This window comes from Paraburkholderia sp. BR10882, from assembly GCF_040948855.1.
GTDB classification, from domain to species: domain Bacteria; phylum Pseudomonadota; class Gammaproteobacteria; order Burkholderiales; family Burkholderiaceae; genus Paraburkholderia; species Paraburkholderia nodosa_A.
In genome coordinates this window covers 182,170-203,419 of record NZ_JBFPKP010000002.1, presented here as the reverse complement: position 1 = coordinate 203,419, position 21,250 = coordinate 182,170, and the positions used below count along the sequence as shown (strand labels likewise).

Genomic DNA, 21,250 nt, shown 5'->3' with positions numbered 1-21,250 from the left:
TTTCCTCCGCTCACACGTACGCGCGCGTCTGGCGCGACATCGCTGCAATGAAAAATCTGGATCTCGAACTTCTGCGCACCTTCGTGGCGGTGGCCAAACGCGGTCGCGGATTACTCGAATACCGGGCTGCGCCGCCTTCAGGAAACGTTCGATGGTGGTTGGGCAGAGGTTGACGAACCGACATTTGCCCGTCAGATCGTAGAAGTCATTGACCTCCGCGATATTCGACAGCGCCATGCGTCATGGCGAGACCGTAGGTGCCGACGGCATTGCGCAGGTTCCCCTTAATGCAGACGATCTTCAGCGTGAAGTCGAGCAGTCGAGCGAATTGGCGGGTACCGAGCCCAGTCATGCATTTTCACTTGCTTGCCCTGTACCGGAATCTTTTTTCAGCGCACCGCTGATCCATCGCTCCCCGGAAGCCTTGAGATGAGCACGCATCGCTGTCTGCGCCGCGATGGGATCGCTGGCCTGCAGGGCCCTCAGGATTTCTTCGTGCTCGCATACTGCCTCGGTCCAGGTTTGAGGACTTTCCGTATGACCGCGCATGGCGGCCGCGATCGGATCGTGGCGGCTATCGAAGAGTTCGCCGACGAAACGACTCAGTACGGAGTTACCAGCCGCCTCCGCGATCAGCATGTGGAATTGCCGGTCCGCTTCAACGGGGGATTTGCCCGCTGCTGCAAGTCTGCGCATCCGCTCAATTGAGCGGCGCAGGCGATCGAGCGTGGCGGCGGTCATGCGCGCAGCGGCGAGCACCGATACGCTGCCTTCGATCGCAGCGCGCGCCTGCATCAACTCGGACGGGCTATCGCCGAGCGATCCCACCGCGCTCTCATCATCGATACCTGTCTCACGCACGTAGACGCCGGATCCGACACGGATCTCGACCTTGCCACCGATCTCCAGCGCAATAAGCGCCTCACGTAGGGAGGGCCGCGAGACGCCTAGCTTGATGGCGAGTTCCCGCTCCGGCGGCAGGCGCTCGCCCGCCGGGAATTCACCCTGACGAATCAATGTGAGGATCTGGGTAGCAATGGATTGGTAAAGCCGCTTGGGTTCGGTTGATTTCACGATGAGGTTCGGTGCCTGCCAGCTTCCGACAAGTTGAACGGCTCATAGAGTCTAGCATTTCGGCTGAAGTACCGTGGGACAAGCGTTTGCGCCCGTCCCAGGGTTTTCCTGATGGGTAAGGCCAGTTAATAAAAATCATATTGGCTTGACCAATAACTGAGTTTGCCGTCTAATCCGTCTCAATTGGACTGACCAGCGCGAAGCCAGGTCGGCCATGTCAAAGGAGACGAGATGAGCGCGCCCAACGGGCTGCCCAGCCTGGATGCAGAACTCCATAAGCCACCGAATGAGGAGATCCTTCGCCTCGAAGGGATCGGAAAGCGCTTCCCGGGTGTGACCGCGCTCGATGGCATCAACCTCGATCTGCGCTGCGGAGAGGTCCACGCCATTTGCGGCGAAAACGGGGCGGGCAAGTCCACGTTGATGAAGATCATCAGCGGGCAATACCGACCGGACGTCGGTCTGATCCGCTATCGCGGCGAGGCCGTGCAGTTCCTCTCGACTTCCGAAGCGCAGACCGCAGGCATCGCGATCATCCATCAGGAACTGAACCTGGTGCCGCATCTGAGCGTGGCGGAAAACCTCTATCTGGCGCGGGAGCCTAAACGCGGGCCCTTCGTCGACACGCGCAGGCTCAACGCGGATGCAACGCGTTGTCTTGCACGCATCGGGCTGGATGTGGCGCCCACGACGCTGGTCGGGACGCTCTCGATCGCGCAGCAGCAGATGGTCGAAATCGCCAAGGCGCTTTCGCTCAACGCTCAGGTACTGATCATGGACGAGCCCACGTCGTCCCTCACGGAATCGGAAACAGTCCAGCTTTTCCGGATCATCAAGGAACTGCGCGCCGAAGGCGTGGCGATTCTCTACATCTCGCATCGGCTCGACGAGATGGCGCACATTGTCGATCGCGTCACGGTTCTGCGCGATGGCCGCCACATCTCGACCGATGACTTCGCTGCGCTGAGCGTCAACGATATCGTTGCGCGCATGGTCGGTCGCTCGCTCGAGGACGCCTATCCGGCCAGACAATCTTCTCCTGCCGAAGAGGTGCTGCTGAGCGTGAAGGATCTGCACCGCAACGGTGTGTTCGGCCCTGTTTCTTTCGAGCTGCGCAGAGGCGAGATTCTCGGATTTGCCGGCCTCATGGGCGCTGGCCGCACCGAGGTTGCGCGCGCAATCTTCGGCGCTGACAGGCTGGATAGTGGAACGATCACGCTTCATGGTCAGCCGGTGAGCATCCGCTCACCGAGAGAGGCCATCCGGCACGGGCTCGCCTATCTGTCCGAAGACCGGAAGAGGGAGGGCCTCGCCCTGATGATGCCGGTTGCCGCGAACATCACGCTGGCAAATGTGCGCGCCATTGCGTCACGCACGGGCTTCCTGCGCTTTCGGGAGGAACACCAGGTCGCCGAACGATACGTCAAGGAACTGGCGATCCGGACACCATCGGTCAATCAGATCGTGCGCAATCTTTCCGGCGGCAACCAGCAAAAGGTCGTGATCGGCAAGTGGCTCTATCGTGGCTCAAAGATCCTCTTTTTCGACGAGCCGACACGCGGTATCGACGTTGGCGCGAAGTTCGCCATTTACGGGTTGATGGACCGGCTTGCCGCAGAGGGCGTCGGGGTCGTGCTGATCAGTTCCGAGTTGCCCGAACTGCTCGGCATGACGGATCGGATTGCCGTCTTCCATGAGGGCTGCATGACTGCGGTTCTCAATACCGCACATACCAGTCAGGAGGAAATCATGCACTACGCTTCGGGGCGCACCCATGCTTGAAATGACATCAGACTCGACCCAGGCCGCGAGGCAGACCGCCCAGCAACGGCGCCGCGACCTTATCCAGAAGTTTGCTGCATTGGGCAGCCTGATCGTGCTCCTGGCGGCATTTTCTGTAACGAGTTCGGCATTCTTCTCGGTCGGCAATCTGATGACCGTCTGCCTGCAGGTGACGTCCATCGCCTACCTCGGCGTTGCGGCTACGTGTGTCATCATCACCGGCGGCATCGACCTCTCGGTCGGCTCCGTTCTTGCGCTCGCGGGAGTTTCCGCAGCACTACTGACAAAGTCTGGCGCGCCCGTGCCGGTTGCGATGCTGTGCGGGGTACTGGTCGGCGCGCTGTGCGGGACCGTCAACGGAATCTGCGTGACACGTATGGGGTTGCCGCCGTTCATTGCGACACTGGGCATGATGCTCGTCGCGCGGGGTCTGGCGCTGCAGATCACCGGCGCGCGCCCGGTTTCAGATCTGGGCGACGCGTTTGGAGCACTCGGAAACGGGGCGCTGTTTCGCGTCTCCCATATTGGCGCAGACGGATTTCCGGACACAACGTTTCCGGGTATCCCTTATCCAGTCGTCATCATGATCGTCCTGTTCGTCGCAGTCTCGGTGTTGCTGTCAAAGACCTCGCTTGGCCGCCACATATACGCGGTGGGCTCGAACGCGGAAGCAGCGCGGCTTTCCGGCGTGAACGTTCAAGGCGTGACGCTTTTCACGTACGTCCTCTCCGGCGCCATGGCTGGGGTGACGGGCTGTGTGTTGATGTCCCGACTCGTCACCGGGCAACCCAACGAGGGTGTCATGTATGAGCTCGACGCGATTGCCAGTTCGGTCATCGGCGGCACTTCGCTGATGGGCGGTGTGGGGACGATCTCGGGAACGGCAATCGGGTCGTTCGTCATCGGTGTCCTGCGCAACGGACTCAACATGAACGGCGTATCGAGTTTCATCCAGCAGATCATCATCGGCGTCGTCATTCTCGGCACTGTCTGGATCGACCAGTTGCGAAATCGCAAGCGGTAATCACACGTAGTTCAACCACCATACGAAGTTCAACCACAAGAGAGGAGCGAGACATGCGAAAGCTTTCCCTGCTGACGGTATCGGCGATGTTGTGTGCAGCGTTCAGTACCGGCGCATATGCTGCAGGCGGCGAGATCGCCGTGATCGTCAAGACGGTCAACTCGAACTACTGGCAGAACGTGCAGAAGGGTGCGAACGCGGCGCTTGCCGAAACGAAGGGCTATACGATGACCTTCCAGGGGCCGGCCGCCGAGTCGGACATCGCCGACGAGGTAAACATGGTCGAGAACGCGGTCAACCGGCACGTGGCAGGTATCGTGCTGGCGCCTTCCGATCCTGACGCTCTCGTGCCTGCCATCAAGAAAGCCTGGGAAGCACATATCCCGGTGGTGCTGATCGACTCGGCAATCTCGGACTCAGGCAAACCGTATTACCAATCGTTCCTCTCGACCGACAACGAGAAGGCGGGCGAACTATGTGCCCAGGCATTGATCGCTCGCGTAGGACAGACGGGCAAAATTGCAGTCATGTCGTACGTGCCCGGCGCCGGATCGGAAGTTGGCCGGGTAGGCGGCTTCCGTAGATACATCGCGGCCCATTCGAAGCTGCAGATTGTCGGACCTTACTACTCGCAGTCGCAGATGGCGACAGCGCTGAACCAGACGACCGATGTGCTGTCCGCGAATCCGGATCTGAAGGGCATCTTCGGCGCGAACGAACCGACCGCGGTCGGCATGGGACGCGCGCTCAAGCAGGCAGGCAAGGCGGGCAAGCTGGTGGCGGTCGGTTTCGATGGCAATGAGGATCTGCAAGGCTTCGTTCGCGACGGCACCATCCAGGCGATTGCCGTTCAGGGGTCGTGGCAGATGGGGAGCAAGGGAATCCAGACGGTGGTCGGCGTCATCGAACACAAGCCTGTCGCGAAGCTGGTCGATACCGGTGTCGTCATGGTCGACAAACCGAACCTCGACTCTCAGGAAGCGAAGAACGTCCTCTACTGATGGTGGCCGATCTGCGACGAAGCCATTTGGCCCGTCGCAGGGAGCCTTCACGGTATTCCCCTGACACCTGCCTCCCCGGTTTATGAACGCTTCCGAAAAACGCGCCTTACCGCGCAGCGGCCTCGAACTGACCAGGCTTGGCCTTGGTTGCTCCCAGCTTGGCGGGCTCTACCGTGCCATGTCGGCCACCGATGCCTACGCATTGGTCGACGCCGCCTGGTCCGCAGGCCTGCGCTACTTCGATACCGCGCCGTATTACGGCTATACACTCTCCGAACGGCGCGTCGGGCAGGCACTCGCGGCGCGTCAGCGCAACGCTTTCACATTGAGCACGAAAGTGGGCCGTTTGATGCGCCCCGATGGCGGTGTCGAGCCCGGTGACGATGGCTGGGCCGAACCGCTGCCGTTTCGTCCCGTGTTTGACTACAGCTACGAGGGCATCATGCGCTCGTACGAAGACAGCCAGCAACGCCTCGGCCTCGCGCAAATCGATATCCTGTATGTCCATGACATCGGCAGTCTGACTCACGGCGATCGACATACGCACTACTGGAGCCAACTTACGGCCGGCGGTGGGTTTCGCGCGCTCGAGGAGCTACGCGCAGGCGGCGAAGTCCGCGCAGTCGGCCTTGGCGTCAACGAGTGGGAAGTCGCCGTTGATGCTTTGAACGAAGCGCCGCTCGACGTCATTCTGCTGGCCGGCCGGTACACCCTGCTCGAACAGGGCGCGCTGGAGCCGCTGCTCGATCGCTGCGCCCGCGTTGGCACAGGCGTCGTCGTGGGCGGGGTATTCAATTCCGGCGTACTCGCTGGCAACGGCAAGTTCAACTATTCGGATGCGCCAGCCGAAGTCGTCGGGAAGGTGCGTCGCCTTTCCGCTCTATGTGAGCGCTTCAATGTTCCACTTCCTGCGGCGGCGCTGCAGTTTCCATTCGCGCATGACGCTGTCGTTTCCTGCGTGATCGGTGCGCGTAGTGTTTCGCAGCTGCAGCAGAACATCACGTGGCTCGAACAACCCGTGCCGGCGGACTTCTGGGGCGCGCTTGGCCAGGAAGGGCTGATCGTCCCAGATGCGCCGGTTCCCGGGAGTCGTCAATGACGCCGCGCGTCGACGCACACCAGCACGACGGGTGCAACGAAGCACGTGCCGGCCACTGGCCTCCACGCGACCTGGATGCGATCTATCGGTGCACACCGAGCCACCATACCTGACCTGATCGTGAGGATATCAACATGCTTAGCGTGATCTGCGAATCACCCGGGGTACTGCGCGCCGAGGAGCGTGATCTGCCCGCGCGGGGTGACGGCGAAGTACTGATGCGGGTCAGCCGTGTCGGGATTTGCGGTACCGATCTGCATATTTTTACCGGCAGTCAACCCTACCTCCAATACCCGCGCGTAATGGGTCATGAGCTGTCTGCAGTGGTCGTCGAGGCGGAACCTGACTCGGGGTTCGCGGCTGGCGACGGCGTCTACGTCATGCCCTATCTGTCGTGTGGACACTGCGTCGCATGCCGTCAAGGCAAGACGAACTGCTGCGTCAACATCCAGGTGCTGGGTGTGCATCGCGATGGCGCACTGACCGAGTATCTCAGCGTGCCTGCGCAGTTCGTGCACAAGGCGCAAGGGGTGTCGCTCGATCAGGCGGCCATGCTCGAATTTCTTGCCATCGGCGCACATGCCGTGCGGCGTGCCGATGTGTCGCCCGGTCAACGGGTGCTGGTGGTCGGGGCTGGCCCGATTGGCATGGCGGCGATGATCTTTGCCAGGCTGCGCGGTGCCACGGTCGTTTGTCTGGACACGCGCGCGGACCGCCTTGAATTCTGCAGGTCGCATCTGGGCGTCGATGCAACGGTCGCGGTGGGGCCGGACGACGTGGCGCAACTCGCATCGCTCACGCATGGCGAGTTTTTTGATGTGGTCTTTGACGCGACCGGCAACATCGACGCGATGAACCGCGGCTTCGCCTTCGTCGCGCATGGCGGGAAATACACCCTCATCTCGATCGTGCCGGGTCAGGTGACATTCTCCGACCCGGAATTTCATAAGCGCGAGACCACGTTGCTTGCAAGCCGCAACGCTACCGCCACCGACTTCGAAACCGTGCTGGAGGCGATGCGTGCGGGCCGCATTCCTGACCAGGCGTTGAATACGCACCGCATGCGCCTTGACGAGGTGCCCGACGCATTTCCGCGATTGCTGGAACCCGGGCAGACCGTTGTCAAGGCGTTGGTCGAATGTTGAATTGCACTGCGAAACAATCAGGACAGGCAGCATGAGCACACCCATTCTTCAGTTTGGCACCAGCCGGTTTCTGCTGGCCCATGTCGCTTTTTTCGTATCGCAGGCCCTTGAGCGCGGCGACGCGATTGGCGCAATCGCCGTTGTGCAGACCACGGGCAATCCGTCGAGCCGAGCGCGAATTGCCGCACTTGCGCATACACGCAGTTATCCCGTCCGCATTCGGGGCAGGGAAGGCAGTGTGGCGGTCGATCGCGTCGTCGATTGCCACGCCGTCCAGAAGGCGTGGGTCGCCGATCTTGACTGGGCAGACATTCGTCGCGTCATGATCGAGGAGGTGCGGGTCATTGTCTCGAACACGGGCGATGCCGGTTACCGGCTTGACGACCGGGATTCGGCGGACATGCTTGTTGGCGACGAACAGGTGCCGCACAGCTTTCCGGTGAAGCTGATGGTTCTCCTGCATGCACGTTGGCAGGTGCGTCCCGATGATGGTGTGTCGATCTTTCCCTGCGAACTTGTCGAGAACAATGGCAACACGCTTCGCGATATCGTGCTCGGCGTGGCACGGCGATGGGGAATGCCGGCGACGTTTATCGGGTATCTGCAGCATAGCTGCGTCTGGGTAAACTCACTGGTCGACCGGATCGTGTCCGAGCCGATCGACCCGGTCGGCGCGATCGCGGAACCGTATGCGCTATGGGCCATCGAGCGGCGTACAGGCATGGAGTTGCCATGTGTGCACGAGCAGATTGTCGTGACAGACGACCTGCGTACCCATGAGCGTCTGAAGCTCTTCTTTCTCAATCTCGGCCACAGCTGGCTCGCCGATCGGTGGATCAACGAGCGCCGCCCGTCGAATGAAACGGTGCTGGTGGCGATGAGCGATCCCCGACTTCGGGACGGTATCGAAGGAGTCTGGCACGAGGAGGTCCTGCCGGTGTTCGACGCATTGGGCCTGCACAGTGCCGCGGCGCGCTACATCGAAAATGTGCGCGACCGGCTGCTCAATCCCTGGTTGGCTCATCGTATCGCGGACATTGCGACCAATCACGGAGAAAAGGTCAGACGGCGAATAAAGCCGTTGATCGAACTCGCGGATTCGTTGTCGCTTACGTCTACACAGCCGCGCTTGCGAAGCATGCTGGCCGCGCAGAACCGCCTGGACGCTATAGAAGGGAGGCACGCATCATGAACGCGGAGACGTTTCTGGTGCTTCACCGTGAAGACAACGTTGCAGTTGCGCTTCGCGCACTGGATGCAGGCACGCAGATCGATACGAATGGGCAGCAGGTTCAGGTCTTGACGCCCGTGCCAGCCGGTCACAAGGTGGCGATACGGAACATCGCCCGCGGCGCGTCCGTGACAAAGTATCAGCAGACGATTGGCGTTGCGCTATGCGACATCGCTGCGGGCGAACACGTTCACGTACACAACGTCGCCATGCCTGAACGTCATGGGAGTGGGCAGTCGGGCCACGAAACGGCGCTTCGGGCTGCAGAGATCGACCGCTCCGACACGTTTCAGGGATTCGTGCGGCCGGACGGTCAGGTAGGAACGCGCAATTACATCGGCGTTATCGCGAGCGTCAACTGCTCGGCCAGTGTTTGTCATGCGATAGCGGATGCGTTCCGGGGGGCAGCCATGGAGGCCTTCGGAAGCGTGGACGGTGTTGTCGCGATTACGCACCAGAGCGGATGCGGGATGTCGGCCTCCGGTGACGGAATCGCGATATTGCGTCGGACACTGGCCGGTTATGCGCGCAATCCCAATTTTGCGGCCGTGCTGTTTGTCGGACTGGGTTGTGAGGTCAATCAGGTCGAGGATCTCGCGGCATCGTTGCGAGCGGGCCATGACGGGTCGATCAGAACGCTCGTCATCCAGGACGCAGGCGGTGTCCGCGAGGCGGTGACGCGGGGAACCGCGATCGTACACGAACTGCTCGAAGTGGCAGATCGGGCCGTGCGCACAACAGTACCTGTGGCGCGGCTAAAAATCGGGCTGCAGTGCGGCGGTTCGGACGGGTACTCGGGGATCACCGCCAATCCCGCGCTCGGCGCGGCGGTCGACCTGATCGCACGCAATGGCGGCACCGCAATCCTGTCGGAGACGCCGGAGATTTACGGGGCAGAGCATCTGCTGACGGCACGGGCAGCGTCGGATGACGTCGCCGCGCGTCTGCTCGCAAAATTGCGGTGGTGGGAACGCTACGCGGCAGAAAATGGCGGCGAAATGAACAACAACCCGTCGCCCGGCAACAAGGCAGGTGGCATCACAACGATTCTTGAAAAGTCACTGGGAGCAGTCTCGAAAGCAGGCGGCACCGTACTGAACGCGGTCTACGACTACGCAGAGCCGGTATCTGAAAGCGGCCTCGTATTCATGGACACGCCGGGCTACGACCCGGTGTCGGCTACGGGGCAGATAGCGGGAGGGGCCAACCTGATCTGCTTTACGACTGGACGCGGCTCGGTCTTCGGTTCCAGGCCGGCTCCCACCATCAAGATCGCAACCACTACGCATCTGTTCGAGCGAATGCGCCCGGACATGGACTTCAACAGCGGCGACATCGTCGACGGTCGTCTGAGCGTCGAGGAAGCAGGGATGCAACTGTTCCAGTTCATTCTGGAGGTCGCATCGGGAAGGCGAACGCGCAGCGAGGAAAACGGAATCGGTGATCGCGAGTTCGTTCCCTGGCTGCGGGGAGCGATCATGTAACGGGCGATGCCCGGGTATGGTATGCGGGGAGCGGAGATGGACTTCACCTCTTACGGCGATTCGGCGTTAGCGCAGCGCTTAGCAATGCGACTGTGAGAGATGAGGTTAGCGATTCATTTGACGGCATGCATGGAACGCCATGCGGCAGCAAGCCACGCAAGGCGTGATCCCAGCTGAATGACTGCGGCACTTAAAACAGGAGTGATCGTGCGTTACTGCTTCGCCCTGGACCTGAAAGAAGATCCTGAGCTTATTACCCGTTATGAAGAACTTCACCGCCAGGTTTGGCCTGAAGTGATCCGGCACATACGAGACCAAGGCGTTCTGGACATGGAGATTTACCGTCTGGGAACCCGATTGCTCATGGTGATGGAAACAGACGACGCAATATATGACGCTGCCAGGATGGCGACTGCTGCTCAAAATAACCCCGTGGTCCAGCGGTGGGAGACGTTGATGTGTCAGTTTCAGGCGCCCACACCGTGGACGCCGTCCGGACAGAAGTGGATGGCGATGAGCCGGATACTCGACCTGGCACAGCAATAGAATCGCCGGAGAACGTGGCGCGGCGAAGGAATAAGAAGGAATAAATCAGGCTCATCGAGGACAGTGAACATGCCGTGGACAAACGGTGAGGCGCGTACGACGGGGGAACGGTATGTTCAAAGGCTTGACTTTCCGATCCAGCGTTACGCATGTGCGTGCCGCGTTCTTTGCGATTCCCCATGCTACCGCGTCAGCCGACCTCTCTTACCTGTGCTGATTCAGATGTGGATCGGAGAGGAGGGACTCTGGCTGCACCGTCAATGCTGCCTGTGATTCCAACCTCATGCAGGCCTTGGGAACGATGCGTCGACTGACCTCAGTCCAGTGTGCGAAACACAAACGTTTTGGAGCGCATCCAAACGCAGTAAGGCCGTGCCACGCGGCCCCGTGGATTATCGATTGCCCGACGGCCGGACGTCGTGACGCCTCGCTTGTTTGTGCTCCGTGTTCCGACAGTGTCAACGCTTTTCTCGAATTCTCGTTGATTTAGTACGGGTTCAGCCTTCGCAACAAAGCGGGGGTAGCCATTCATTCAAGACTTGAGCTTCCTCTGCTGATGTCCAGAAAATCGATACTCATCGCATCAATCGGCGCCATGAACATCCTCGCGGCCTGCGTCTCTCAACCGGTTAACCACGACGCTAGCGGAGACGCGAAGCACACTGTGGTGGCCGTGCAAACAACGACTGGTATCGAGACGAAGCCGTTCGCACATCCGGGCCTGCTGCACAGTGAACAGGACTTTCAGCGCATGCGAGTCAACGTGGCGCAGGGAAAGCAGCCATGGCTGCAAGGTTGGCAGCGCTTGATCGCCAATCGTCACGCGTCGCTGGACTGGAAGGCAAGTCCCCAGGATGCGATCTATCGCGGCGAGGATCCCGAGCATGCGCAGAATTATTCGTCTTTGTTCAACGATGCAGCAGCGGCCTATGCGCTCGCGCTGCGCTGGAAAGTCTCGGGCGACGATGCCTATGCCGGCAAGGCCATCGCCATCCTGAATGCCTGGTCGCATAGCCTGAGGAAGATCGAGGGGAGTTCGGACAAGTTCCTCGCCTCCGGGATCTACGGCTACGAACTGGCTAACGCCGCGGAAATCCTGCGCACGTCGCCGCAATGGCAAGCGGCAGATTTTCATCGCTTCCAGTCGATGATGATTACTGTGTTCTATCCGATGAACCAGGACTTCCTGACCCGTCACAACGGCACGAAGGTCGATCACTACTGGGCGAACTGGGATCTTGCCAACATGACATCGATGCTGGCGATCGGCGTGCTCACCGACCGTCGGGACATCTATTCCGAAGCGGTCGAGTATTTCAAGCACGGCGCAGGCAACGGTTCCATCGAACACCTCGTCTGGAAGTTGTATCCGAACGGGCTCGGTCAGGTTCAGGAAAGCGGCCGCGACCAGGGACACACCATGCTCGACATCGCATTGGCGGGCGCGTTCTGTCAGATGGCCTGGAATCAGGGAGACGATCTGTTCGGATACGACCACGATCGTCTGCTGAAGGGAGCCGAATACGCTGCCCAATACAACCTGGGACATGAAGTGCCTTACACCCTGTATTCCGACAGTCTCGCGACACAGCTCGTGATTTCGCCTGCATCGAGAGGCAATACGCGGCCAATCTGGGAGTTGCTCTACAACCACTACGTGGTGTTGAAGAAACTCAAGGCGCCGGGCGTTGCCGAACACGCGCAGCGGGTGCGTCCGGAAGGCGGCGGTGGCGACTACGGCTCGACCAGCGGCGGCTTCGACCAACTTGGGTATGGCACGTTGACGTACACCCTCAAGTAAGTGATCCGCTTGCGTTTCCCGGCTCAGATCTAGCGTGAATTTTCCGGGTTTGTCCCACTTGGGTGTGCCCAAAGACTAGTCCAGGTGATGGCTAGGGCCTCCAATTGCGTATTGGCATCAATAGCGGACCCGTGGTCGCCGGTGTCATCGGCAGGCGAAAGTTCATCTATGACTAGTGGGGCGCTGCAGTCATCAATCCGGCATTTAGCCGATCTCACGTCTTCTGCGGTCGATCTTCGTACGTGGGTTTATATAGCCCGCGTCGCGCGGGCAGCAGCGGCCAATTCACTCGAGGTACTGCGTTGCATACCAGCCGGACCCCGCCGGCGGTGCACCATCGAGGAAGCTCGTGAAGCCGAGGTTGACGTTGGGCAGGTCGCCCGCTATTGCCGATCCGCTCAGGACTCCAGAAAGAGCGAAGCAGAGCAGCATGCGGGACGTGGGGTGCTTCATGGCGGCAAACCTTATAAATATGTAATGCTAAATAATATGATTAAATTAATGCCGGATTATTGGTTACCGCGCCGTACTGCCCGGAATGGAAGACCAGCGGCGCGTGGCCCTCTGCTTCGAAATGCTCGATCTGCCCGATAAAGATCAGGTGATCGCCGCCTTCGTGCTGCGCCAGGTTGCGACACACGAAGTGCGCGCTGCAGCCGTCGAGCACCACGGTGCCACCAAGGCTTTCACGGCAGGCGACGCCGACGTACTTGTCGGGCGACGGTTTCGAAAAGCGGCGCGACAGGTCGGTCTGGTCTTCGGCAAGCACGTTGATCGCGAAGTAGCCGGCATGGACGAAATCCGCGCAACTGGGTGAAGTCTTGCCGAAACTCCAGATCACGAGTGGTGGATCGAGCGACAGTGACGCGAACGAGTTTGCGGTCAGACCAATCTTGCGGCCATCCCGTGCCTCGCAAGCCGGAAGTCCAGGCCCCGAGCCCTACAAGCGTTCGTGGCGAGCGCGCAGTGGGATAGCTATCCAGACCGACGACAATTTGGCACTCGCGGCTCGGAACAGCCCCCATAGAAATTGGCGAGAAAACGAGCCCGCTGTGAGCGCGCAGTATTCTGGGCAGGCAGGCGCGTCATTCGTTCGCAAAGGCCGCGGTCGCGCGTCAAGTGTGGGCCGGTGCTGCTCGATGTGCTCTGCTGCGACTCTGTGGAAGAAACGTCGGGAGTGCGCTGTGCGGGCGCAAGACGGCACACCGGTTCGCAGGCACGGAACGCGCCTTGCTGCCGACTTCGTATCCGACCGGCCGGCACAGACAGCGATGACTTACGGAACCTTCCCAACTTGGCTTGACACGCTTTCACTCGCCTGGATCATTTTGGGCGCTATTTGTGCTGTTGCTATCGTGGTCGACGAAGTTCGACACCCCCAGAAGATGTGGATCATGAATGTCGTCTGGCCCCTAACGGCGTTATTCGGCAGCGTCCTATGGATTGCCGCCTACTACGCGTGGGGACGGAGTGTCGGCGACGCTCGACGCAGGAGCGACGCCCAGCCGTTCTCCGCGACGGTGATGAAAGGAACGAGTCACTGCGGCGCCGGCTGTGCACTCGGCGACATCATCGTCGAATGGACCGCATTTGCCTTTCCCGCATTGGCAGTCTGGTTCGGATGGCACACAGTGTTTGACGACAAGACGTTTGCGGTCTGGATCCCGGACTTCCTCGTCGCCTTTCTGCTCGGCATCGTGTTTCAATATTTCACGATCAAACCCATGCGCGGGCTGTCGGCAACCGAAGGCGTGGTCGCGGCAGTCAAAGCGGATATCGCGTCGATTACGGCGTGGCAGGTCGGCATGTCTGGACTTATGGCCATCATCCAGTTCCTGTGGTTCAAGCCGGCCTACGGGATGGTCGCGAACGTTGGGACTGCTGAGTTCTGGTTCGCCATGCAGCTCGCGATGCTCGCAGGATTCGCAACCAGCTACCCTGTCAACGTGTGGCTGATCCGTTCTGGGGTGAAGGAAAAGATGTAATTCTGCATTGGATCTGCGGCGGGCCTCGCCCGGCCGGTGCAGATATATTGCAATGAACGCGTCCTGATGTTTTCCAGCAGTCGGGAAGCTTCCACCGCGTCAAGACCAGGCACGTAGCGCGTTCTGATATCCTCGCCTCTCATTCTGGCTGTCCAGGAGTAGCGACATGCGTTGGATAGTGACCGTTGTGTTAGCAATCGTATGTACGTGTTCCACGCTGGCCGATCCGGCTACTTTTAACGCAGGGGTAATCCGTCTCACGGTGGTGGGCGATGCTGCTCCTTTCGACACCGTTGTCTTTTACCCTACGCATGAGCGCGAGGTGCCATGGCAAGCGGGTCCATTCACTGTCGAGGCGACACTCAATGCTCCGCCTGCACTGGATAGCCGGTTCCCGGTTGTATTGATTTCGCACGGACGAGGTGGAGGCCCGTTAAGCCATCGTGAATTGGCGACCGCTCTGGCTCGCGCCGGATTTATCGCGGTCTTGCCGACGCACGTGGGGGACGCTTCGGGCTTTCCCCGCGCGCCGTCCCAAGCCCAGATTCTGATCGACCGCCCCCGACAGGCAGAGGCCGCGCTTAATGCAGTGCTCGGAGATCCACGGTTTTCAGCAAGCGCCGATGTCAGCCGGATTGGCATGATTGGATACTCGGCTGGCGGCTACACCGCACTGATCCTGGCGGGAGCGAAACCCGATTTTGCCTATGCCAGTGCGTACTGCGCAAATCACGATGATCCGGGGTCATGTCCGCGTTCAGCAACCAGCAATCGTGCGCACGGCACTCAGGTTAAAGTAGCTGTACCTGCTGAACTGATAGCTTGGCAACCGCCCGTTGATCACCGCCTGAAGGCCCTGGTGCTGATGGATCCACTGGCCATGATGTTTGGGGCACCTGGCTTGTCCGCTGTGCGCGTACCGACCATGCTCTATCGCCCGCAGGATGACAGCTACCTTGGTTCTGCGAGCAACTCTCTTGCTGTCGTCTCAAGCTTGCCTACACCGCCTGCGGTTCACATCGTGCCAGGCAATCACTTCGTTTTCATCGATCCTTGCCCGGCCTCGGTCGCAACCAATGGGGCGCTGATCTGTCAGGACGCGCCCGGGATTGATCGCGTGGAGATCCATCGTCAGATCGACCATGAGGTCGTGGACTTCTTGCATGCAAATCTATAACGCATCAGGTCGACCCTGTGTTGCGGATCGTGACACCGCGATAGGGTGTGCGGTCTTCAGTCCTGCTCCGACGCCCGCGTCGCTTCACGTCCCAGCTTTGCCTCTCGCCGGGACCTTTCATTGAGGATCTGATGGCGCCGGTGGTCCGTCATCTTTTTCCAGCCGCGGGCTTCCTCACGCGTCCGGTAGCAGCCCGTGCAGAACCCCGTCTTGCCATCGAACGCACACAGGTCGATGCAGGGCGATTTGGCAGCCATGGTTTACGTGGCGGCCCGAGGGGCGTTCACTTCGACCGTCACATGGGACAGCCCCTTAAAGCGCTTGAGCGCCGCGTGATAAAAGCCGGGGCTGCGTTGTGCTTCACTGGTGACGACTGACACCACCGCACTCATGTGGCCCGGACCGACCCGCCAGACATGGAGATCAAGCACGGCGTCACCGTTGTCTTCAATAATGTGACGAACGTTTTCGGCCATGCGCTTATCCAGATTCATGTCGAGCAGAATGCCTCCCGTATCGCGCATCAGGCCCCACGACCAGTTAGCAATCACCAGGGCGCCGATCACGCCTGCGAGCGGATCCATCCAGACCCAGCCGAACGCACGGGCCAGCAGAAGGCCGATGATCGCGAGCACGGAAACTGCCGCGTCTGCGATGACGTGAATGTAGGCCGAGCGGATGTTGTGGTCGCGGTTCGCGGCAGCATGTGCGTCTTCGTGACTGTGATCGTGCTCTTCGAATTCGATTGACTGCTCGCCATCGGGCAAGCCGACAATCGCCCTGAATGCATGCGGCTCGGGAATGTCATCTTTCGACTCCAGATAGCTCCCACGGTCGGCAAACGCGAAGGTCTGACGCGAACCGTCGGGGCGGACCGTCGTGACTGATACCGCGTCGGCGGTCAGGTTCGAAGAAGCCGTCTCAGGCGTAATACGGAAGACGGGTGGCACGCCATCTTCGAAGATCGACACGGCGAAAACTCCAGCAGTACCGAAGATGCGATGCGCCTCTTCATCATGGCCGTGTTCGTCTTCATGTCCGTGGCCGTGGCTGTGCCCATGTCCATGACTGTGGCCGTGATGGTTGCCGCTGAGCAGCCAGACACTTGCAAGATTCACCAGCAGGCCAAGAACGGCGATGGGGATCGCCTGGCCGAAGTGAATGGGCACGGGCGAGAGAAAGCGCGAAACCGCCTCGTACCCGATCAGCAGCGCGATCATGGCGAGCACAATGGCGCTGGTAAAGCCCGCGAGATCGCCCAGCTTCCCCGTACCGAATACGAAGCGGCTGTCGCTCGCATGCTTTCGCGCGTACGTATACGCGAGCGCAGCGATGAGCATCGCGCCGGCGTGTGTTGACATGTGCAGGCCGTCGGCAACGAGCGCAAGCGAGCCAAAAAGACTTCCGCCGACGATCTCGGTCACCATCATCGCGCTGCACAGCGCAATCACCATCCATGTCCTGCGCTCGTTCTCTTCGTGGGCAGCGCCCAGGAAGATATGGTCATGTCCCGCCCCGAAGGCGGCATCCTCGAATTGACTCATGCTTCTCTCACTTGAAGTAGCTGTGGACTACTTCGATCAGTTGCTCTGTTCCGCTGCCATGCTCGTCGTCCGGTTCTGCATCGACGAGATGGGTGCGAATGTGGTCCTCGAGCACGACGGCGAGCAGCCCGTTCATGGCGCCACGACAGCTCGTGACCTGTTGCAGCACGGCCATGCAACCGCGTTCTTCTTCCAGTGCCCTTTCAATCGCTTCAACCTGCCCTTTAATCCGGCGAATGCGGTTAAGCAGCTTCTGCTTTTCGCGAATCGTATGGCTCATACCTGTTCTCCCGTTTGCGGGCGAAGTCTATCACCGATAGGGTAAGGGGGTATACTAAAAATCACTTGTGGATCGCGGCAGCATGCATTTGACAAGCGCCGCGCGCTTCGGGGAATAGCCGCTCCGGACGCGATGTTCGCTGCTGCCGAAGCGCGACTGAGCGGCCTGGGAGAGCGGCCACAAGGCGAAAGTGTTTGCGCCTGGCAGACTCTCCGTATGGAGATAGCCGCCTTTCTCTTCCTTGAAGGGAATACCGAAGGCCCGACTGCAGCCCGCCCAACCGCTTACGCATTCGCAGTGGCAATGGCTCTCTCAGGACCACAACTCCCCATCCAGGTATCGCCCGCTGAACCTGTTGCCATCTCCGAGGCACGGAATAAACCGGCTAGCGAACTGTTGTAATAAGCAACCGTTCGCGACAGATGCTTTGAGTCCGACAACACTCGTGGAGACTTTCATGGCGAAAGAAAAGTGGAGCTTGTTTCGCTGGATTCCCAAGCAGCACGCAGCCGCCGCGGTGGAGAAAAAGCTCATGTCGCATAACGGGTCAGCGCTGTGGGTGTTTGACCTTGAGCAGTCCTATCGGCCAGGGCGGGCAATTTCCGGGAATGCCTGGTTAGTGGCCTACGATCTCGACCGAACTGCCGAATCCAATATCAAAACGCGTCAGCATATCGATTTCGAGTCGGCGGGCTTCCGTGGGGAGGCGGCTCATCCCGCAGACGTCATCATCAAGGAAAACGAGAAGGGCGCCTATGGTATCGGGCGAATGCGCCAGAGCACCACCAAATTTCACGTTACCGCCCGGTTCGCCACGAAGAACGAGGTCGCCAGCGCCCTCGGACTGGACAAGAAGGAAGTTACCGATGGTTATCGTCCGGGCAGGACCTGGCCGACGTGAGCTTCCAGGAAGTCGTCGAAGCCACCAGAGTGACACGCTGTCACGCCGGTACGGTTGATCACACAGGGGCTTGGCCGCGAGTGTCTGTGCTCTGGCCGATGACGGTCGGCGCGAAGTTCGGTAACGACATCCTTCCCTTCGGCTGTGAGTTAGCCCGCAAGCGGACGTTGGCCATCGACCGCTCCTGGGTCAGTGGGCGTCGCTCCAAGTCCGTTGAATGGCAACGAGGCCAGCAGCAGCTCTGCGGGCTGCGTCTGCGGTAGGGATCGGGGGTCGCGCAAAGCCGATCAGCACTCGCCTTTTTTGGCGTGTCCCGGAGGGCAGTGCCATCCTTTGTCGTGATGGTGATGTTTTTCCCAGTCATCGCGATTCCAGTAGCGATGTCCATCCCAATATCGGTCGTCGTGCCATCCAGGCGTGACGACCACGGCAGCGGGTGGGGCAACCACGACAGGCGCGCCTACATTGATGCCGACATTGACATCAGTCGCGTGGACGGCACTGGTGGGGCTGACTGCAGCGGCGGCGAATGTCAGATGCGCGAGCGCGGGATTCTTCATGAACCAGTCCTCAAAATATGAACGCGTGCACGAGTCGGAACTTGCCCGATAACAGGAACAGGGCGTCTTCCGACGGAATGTTGCGCCTCGTTGCCCTGTTTCCGACAACGATTCTGCTCGTGTGCGGCATCATTTTCGCAGAATCCCTGCGATTCTGATCGCCGACGCCATGCAGTAGCCTTTGCGGGACCAGGACCGCGACACCATAAGGCAGCCTTAAGGCTGCCTCCTATACCATCTTCGATTCGAGTCATTCAAGTGATGCGACGCATCATCCACTGACCGTCTTCGGCCTGTCCCTGCTCACGCCGTGTCTCATGCTGCCATTGTCGACGTTCACCCTGAGAACTGCACGACGATTTGTTGCGTTGCGCATGAATTGGTTCAATCGCGTGCCACGGGAGCGATAGAGAACGTGCCTATTACGACCCCAAACCGGTGGCTGCTTCTCGGCGTGCTGCTGCTTGGCGCTTCGCTCGGCCTTCTTGTTGCTGTGCTGCTGGGCATCCGGATCTGGCCATGAGGCGAGCCTTGCTTCAGGATGGCCGTTGCGCAATGGAGCGCACAGCATCAAGGGGACTTTCGCGCACGCCCATTTCACGCGCGAGCGCCGCAACCTTTGCCGGTCCCTTCCGCTGCGTGGCCGATCTGATGCTCGCCAGGCGGTACGCTGCTCTCGGCGGCGACAACGCGCGGTAGTCGCAGGTAGCCGTGGGACGATGCTGCGCTGCGCGCCGTTTGCAGCGCATCGGACCCGATGCCGAATCGGACCTCAGGTGCCGTTTCACCTGTCGCGCGCCGACTCAATGCGGTGGCGGGAGGCGTCTGAAACGATTCCATAGCTTCTTTAGCGTTTGATGATCTGCAGCGACGCGTGAAGAGAGATAGCCTCGGGCATAAGCCGCGCCTGGCGCTGCGTCCCTCGACCTGCGCGAAACGGTCCGCAGAAGCTGATCGGCGACCACCGCATCGTTACGCCAGCCGAGATCGTCCTGAAGTGCAGTCAGCGCTTTCACGTAGTGCTGCACGGCCCGTTTCGAGAACAACGACGCAAAGAACTCTGTCGCATACCGAACCTTCTTCGCCGCGATACGCGCGCGGTGCCGGCGGTGATCGTCGAGATCGGCGAGGCCCTTGCCACGCTTGATCAGCCTGCTGTGCCTGCGCCGCAGCACCTTGTCGGCGAACTGCCTCGCGGGGCTGTCAAGCGCTGCGCGTTGTTTGCCGGTCATATCGTCGCGCCATTTTTTGCAGGCCAGCCACAGCGCGAGTTCGAGCACCAGACGCGTGTAGCGAACCGACTCGACCGCGGCCGCCGCACGCTGCCGGTTGTCGACGGCGACCAGCGTGCACGCCTGCCGCACCGGCATGAGTTCGTCTGCATTGCCGTCCGCGCCCGCCCGATCGAGTGTGGCCCCGGCAAGGACCTCCCAGTCACGCGCGGCGCCGAGTTCCGCCGCGATCCAGCGCAGTTCGTCGTCGAGCCCGGAATAGGGAGGAATCGCCTTGGCGAACAGGTCCAGCGCCGAGCGCAAACGTCGCAGTCCGACCCGCATCTGATGAACGCTTGACGGATCATGACCGGACACGACGCCGCGCTCGTTGGCATGCACCTGCGAGAGGCAGTTATGGACGATCGTACAGAACACGTCCTCAATCGAATTGTCTTTCGACAAGCGCACGGGTTCGGCCTTCACGGGCGCGGCGTGCTCGGCCACGAGCAATTCGTAGCCGATATCGGCCTTGCTGCGATGGTCGATGCTCAGCGGTACGGTCTTCAGAAGTTCGAGCGCCGTCGCGTGGAGCGCCTCCGGCTTGCCCTGTTTCAGTTCGAGTTCGACAGCGGCGAGCGGCACCGAGCGCGTTTGCGCGTCGACAGTTCCCTCGTCGAGCGCTATTTCGAGTTCGTCTTCCGACGGCAGGTGCAGCGCGATTGCAGTGCGATGGATGCGTGTGACGAAAACAGGAGCGAGTTGCGCGGCGACGGCCTGATCACGGATCAGCCTGCCGCAATCGCTATCGGCCGATATGGCGTCATAGAGCAGCGCCAGATCGGGCGTGTCCCTTTTGATCGGCATTTCATATTCGGGCCTGTCGAACACACCGGCCTCCACAGCGCCCTCGAGCTTCAACGTCTGGATTCGCCGCTTTCCGACGGCGCGTACGCGCAGCGAGGCTTTGCAACGGTGGAGGGCCAGTTCCGGCGTGTCGAAGTACGTGCTGTTCAGGAATTCCGGTCGATCGGCAGTGGCCTGAGCGCGCGCCAGCAGCGGTGCGCCACGAAGCTTGCCGAGGTCCTCCGGGGCGATTCGTAGCTTTAACTCCCGTTCCATGATTGCCTCCATGCCGCGCGCCGCATCATCACACAATCCCGGACGCGCAAGTTTCGGTCCGCATCGATTACGGGAAACCAGGCTGCCCGGTAGCCAAATCAGTCTTTGGTCGAGCGGCCGTAGATGGCCGCACTGTGTCGCACGATCGCCTGTGGCGGTCATCACCGTGTTCGATAACACTGCCCTGCAGGCACGACAGGTGCGCTACTCGAATGGACCGGATCCGCACGACGTCCTGTGCAGCGGACCACCCCTTTCGAAAATAGACCATGAAAAGAACACT

19 protein-coding genes and 4 pseudogenes are annotated in these 21,250 nt (G+C 60.4%); 13 read left to right on the top strand and 10 right to left on the bottom strand.

Annotation, left to right across the window (positions count from 1 at the left end):
- Window positions 1-205 precede the first annotated feature (205 nt).
- The gene (locus tag AB3X99_RS05900) at window positions 206-352 is read right to left on the bottom strand and encodes a hypothetical protein (RefSeq protein WP_176732800.1); all 147 of its coding nucleotides are present in this window, start codon (window positions 350-352) and stop codon (window positions 206-208) included.
- A complete protein-coding gene (locus tag AB3X99_RS05895) occupies window positions 349-1,074 on the bottom strand; it encodes a FadR/GntR family transcriptional regulator (RefSeq protein ID WP_069261270.1) in 726 nt (241 codons plus the stop codon). Before AB3X99_RS05895 ends, AB3X99_RS05900 begins: the two co-directional genes overlap by 4 nt.
- A gap of 231 nt (window positions 1,075-1,305) precedes the next feature.
- Here AB3X99_RS05895 and AB3X99_RS05890 point away from each other — a divergent pair, with 231 nt between their 5' ends.
- The 10 genes and pseudogenes from AB3X99_RS05890 to AB3X99_RS05845 all read left to right on the top strand — a co-directional run.
- On the top strand, window positions 1,306-2,856 hold the full coding sequence (locus AB3X99_RS05890) for a sugar ABC transporter ATP-binding protein (protein ID WP_368616377.1): 1,551 nt from the start codon (window positions 1,306-1,308) through the stop codon (window positions 2,854-2,856).
- Entirely contained in the window at window positions 2,849-3,880 is a 1,032-nt protein-coding gene (locus AB3X99_RS05885) for an ABC transporter permease (protein WP_069261268.1), read from the top strand. The genes AB3X99_RS05890 and AB3X99_RS05885 overlap by 8 nt, the downstream gene beginning before the upstream one ends.
- Window positions 3,881-3,933: 53 nt before the next feature.
- Window positions 3,934-4,881 carry an ABC transporter substrate-binding protein gene (locus AB3X99_RS05880; protein ID WP_342947057.1) on the top strand — a complete coding sequence of 316 codons (948 nt, stop codon included), beginning with the start codon at window positions 3,934-3,936 and terminating at the stop codon, window positions 4,879-4,881.
- Window positions 4,882-4,963: 82 nt separating this feature from the next.
- Window positions 4,964-5,980, top strand: a complete 1,017-nt coding sequence (locus tag AB3X99_RS05875) for an aldo/keto reductase (protein WP_368616376.1) — start codon at window positions 4,964-4,966, stop codon at window positions 5,978-5,980.
- A gap of 134 nt (window positions 5,981-6,114) precedes the next feature.
- Complete coding sequence (locus AB3X99_RS05870; protein ID WP_342947059.1) at window positions 6,115-7,125, top strand: zinc-binding alcohol dehydrogenase family protein; 1,011 nt, start codon at window positions 6,115-6,117, stop codon at window positions 7,123-7,125.
- Between the two features lie 31 nt (window positions 7,126-7,156).
- The gene (locus AB3X99_RS05865; RefSeq protein WP_368616375.1) at window positions 7,157-8,317 is read left to right on the top strand and encodes a mannitol dehydrogenase family protein; all 1,161 of its coding nucleotides are present in this window, start codon (window positions 7,157-7,159) and stop codon (window positions 8,315-8,317) included.
- Complete coding sequence (locus AB3X99_RS05860; RefSeq protein WP_368616374.1) at window positions 8,314-9,840, top strand: UxaA family hydrolase; 1,527 nt, start codon at window positions 8,314-8,316, stop codon at window positions 9,838-9,840. The genes AB3X99_RS05865 and AB3X99_RS05860 overlap by 4 nt, the downstream gene beginning before the upstream one ends.
- Window positions 9,841-10,047: 207 nt before the next feature.
- Window positions 10,048-10,386, top strand: a complete 339-nt coding sequence (locus AB3X99_RS05855; RefSeq protein ID WP_368616717.1) for an L-rhamnose mutarotase — start codon at window positions 10,048-10,050, stop codon at window positions 10,384-10,386.
- Window positions 10,387-10,981: 595 nt separating this feature from the next.
- Window positions 10,982-12,187 (top strand): alginate lyase family protein, encoded by a 1,206-nt coding sequence (locus AB3X99_RS05850; RefSeq protein WP_083244963.1) that lies wholly within the window; start codon window positions 10,982-10,984, stop codon window positions 12,185-12,187.
- A gap of 98 nt (window positions 12,188-12,285) precedes the next feature.
- Window positions 12,286-12,360: pseudogene (locus AB3X99_RS05845) on the top strand (adenylate/guanylate cyclase domain-containing protein); the annotation flags it as partial.
- A gap of 115 nt (window positions 12,361-12,475) precedes the next feature.
- Here AB3X99_RS05845 and AB3X99_RS05840 read toward each other — a convergent pair.
- Together AB3X99_RS05840 and AB3X99_RS05835 are read right to left on the bottom strand one after the other, a co-directional pair.
- A pseudogene (locus AB3X99_RS05840) lies at window positions 12,476-12,640 on the bottom strand (phenol degradation protein meta); the annotation flags it as partial.
- A 40-nt stretch (window positions 12,641-12,680) separates the two neighbouring features.
- Window positions 12,681-13,103, bottom strand: a pseudogene (locus AB3X99_RS05835) (flavin reductase family protein); the annotation flags it as partial.
- A 355-nt stretch (window positions 13,104-13,458) separates the two neighbouring features.
- On the opposite strand from AB3X99_RS05835, the gene AB3X99_RS05830 reads away from it, so the two are divergent.
- A complete protein-coding gene (locus AB3X99_RS05830) occupies window positions 13,459-14,172 on the top strand; it encodes a DUF4396 domain-containing protein (protein ID WP_368616373.1) in 714 nt (237 codons plus the stop codon).
- 166 nt (window positions 14,173-14,338) lie between these two features.
- Entirely contained in the window at window positions 14,339-15,349 is a 1,011-nt protein-coding gene (locus AB3X99_RS05825; RefSeq protein ID WP_368616372.1) for an alpha/beta hydrolase family protein, read from the top strand.
- A 56-nt stretch (window positions 15,350-15,405) separates the two neighbouring features.
- Here the strand turns inward: AB3X99_RS05825 and AB3X99_RS05820 are convergent, their stop codons facing one another.
- The 4 genes and pseudogenes from AB3X99_RS05820 to AB3X99_RS05805 all read right to left on the bottom strand — a co-directional run.
- A complete protein-coding gene (locus AB3X99_RS05820; protein ID WP_342947065.1) occupies window positions 15,406-15,606 on the bottom strand; it encodes a DUF1289 domain-containing protein in 201 nt (66 codons plus the stop codon).
- A gap of 3 nt (window positions 15,607-15,609) precedes the next feature.
- Window positions 15,610-16,893: a CDF family Co(II)/Ni(II) efflux transporter DmeF gene (gene dmeF / locus AB3X99_RS05815; RefSeq protein WP_368616371.1), complete on the bottom strand. Its 1,284-nt coding sequence runs from the start codon at window positions 16,891-16,893 to the stop codon at window positions 15,610-15,612.
- A gap of 7 nt (window positions 16,894-16,900) precedes the next feature.
- On the bottom strand, window positions 16,901-17,173 hold the full coding sequence (locus AB3X99_RS05810; RefSeq protein ID WP_368603373.1) for a metal/formaldehyde-sensitive transcriptional repressor: 273 nt from the start codon (window positions 17,171-17,173) through the stop codon (window positions 16,901-16,903).
- A gap of 141 nt (window positions 17,174-17,314) precedes the next feature.
- Window positions 17,315-17,437 (bottom strand): annotated as a pseudogene (locus AB3X99_RS05805) (glyoxalase); the annotation flags it as partial.
- 193 nt (window positions 17,438-17,630) lie between these two features.
- On the opposite strand from AB3X99_RS05805, the gene AB3X99_RS05800 reads away from it, so the two are divergent.
- A complete protein-coding gene (locus AB3X99_RS05800) occupies window positions 17,631-18,074 on the top strand; it encodes a hypothetical protein (protein WP_368603374.1) in 444 nt (147 codons plus the stop codon).
- Between the two features lie 287 nt (window positions 18,075-18,361).
- Here the strand turns inward: AB3X99_RS05800 and AB3X99_RS05795 are convergent, their stop codons facing one another.
- Window positions 18,362-18,634 (bottom strand): hypothetical protein, encoded by a 273-nt coding sequence (locus AB3X99_RS05795; protein ID WP_368616370.1) that lies wholly within the window; start codon window positions 18,632-18,634, stop codon window positions 18,362-18,364.
- An 803-nt stretch (window positions 18,635-19,437) separates the two neighbouring features.
- Window positions 19,438-20,967, bottom strand: a complete 1,530-nt coding sequence (locus AB3X99_RS05790) for a CHAD domain-containing protein (RefSeq protein WP_368616716.1) — start codon at window positions 20,965-20,967, stop codon at window positions 19,438-19,440.
- Window positions 20,968-21,250: the final 283 nt, after the last annotated feature.

Coding starts and splice junctions, on each gene's coding strand:
- AB3X99_RS05830 (WP_368616373.1), top strand. CDS start 13,459: ATGACTTACGGAACCTTCCCAACTTGGCTTGACACGCTTTCACTCGCC.
- AB3X99_RS05900 (WP_176732800.1), bottom strand. CDS start 352: ATGACTGGGCTCGGTACCCGCCAATTCGCTCGACTGCTCGACTTCACG.
- AB3X99_RS05790 (WP_368616716.1), bottom strand. CDS start 20,967: ATGGAACGGGAGTTAAAGCTACGAATCGCCCCGGAGGACCTCGGCAAG.
- AB3X99_RS05860 (WP_368616374.1), top strand. CDS start 8,314: ATGAACGCGGAGACGTTTCTGGTGCTTCACCGTGAAGACAACGTTGCA.
- AB3X99_RS05885 (WP_069261268.1), top strand. CDS start 2,849: ATGCTTGAAATGACATCAGACTCGACCCAGGCCGCGAGGCAGACCGCC.
- AB3X99_RS05865 (WP_368616375.1), top strand. CDS start 7,157: ATGAGCACACCCATTCTTCAGTTTGGCACCAGCCGGTTTCTGCTGGCC.
- AB3X99_RS05890 (WP_368616377.1), top strand. CDS start 1,306: ATGAGCGCGCCCAACGGGCTGCCCAGCCTGGATGCAGAACTCCATAAG.
- dmeF (WP_368616371.1), bottom strand. CDS start 16,893: ATGAGTCAATTCGAGGATGCCGCCTTCGGGGCGGGACATGACCATATC.
- AB3X99_RS05820 (WP_342947065.1), bottom strand. CDS start 15,606: ATGGCTGCCAAATCGCCCTGCATCGACCTGTGTGCGTTCGATGGCAAG.
- AB3X99_RS05875 (WP_368616376.1), top strand. CDS start 4,964: ATGAACGCTTCCGAAAAACGCGCCTTACCGCGCAGCGGCCTCGAACTG.
- AB3X99_RS05850 (WP_083244963.1), top strand. CDS start 10,982: ATGAACATCCTCGCGGCCTGCGTCTCTCAACCGGTTAACCACGACGCT.
- AB3X99_RS05795 (WP_368616370.1), bottom strand. CDS start 18,634: ATGAAGAATCCCGCGCTCGCGCATCTGACATTCGCCGCCGCTGCAGTC.
- AB3X99_RS05880 (WP_342947057.1), top strand. CDS start 3,934: ATGCGAAAGCTTTCCCTGCTGACGGTATCGGCGATGTTGTGTGCAGCG.
- AB3X99_RS05800 (WP_368603374.1), top strand. CDS start 17,631: ATGGCGAAAGAAAAGTGGAGCTTGTTTCGCTGGATTCCCAAGCAGCAC.
- AB3X99_RS05810 (WP_368603373.1), bottom strand. CDS start 17,173: ATGAGCCATACGATTCGCGAAAAGCAGAAGCTGCTTAACCGCATTCGC.
- AB3X99_RS05870 (WP_342947059.1), top strand. CDS start 6,115: ATGCTTAGCGTGATCTGCGAATCACCCGGGGTACTGCGCGCCGAGGAG.
- AB3X99_RS05825 (WP_368616372.1), top strand. CDS start 14,339: ATGCGTTGGATAGTGACCGTTGTGTTAGCAATCGTATGTACGTGTTCC.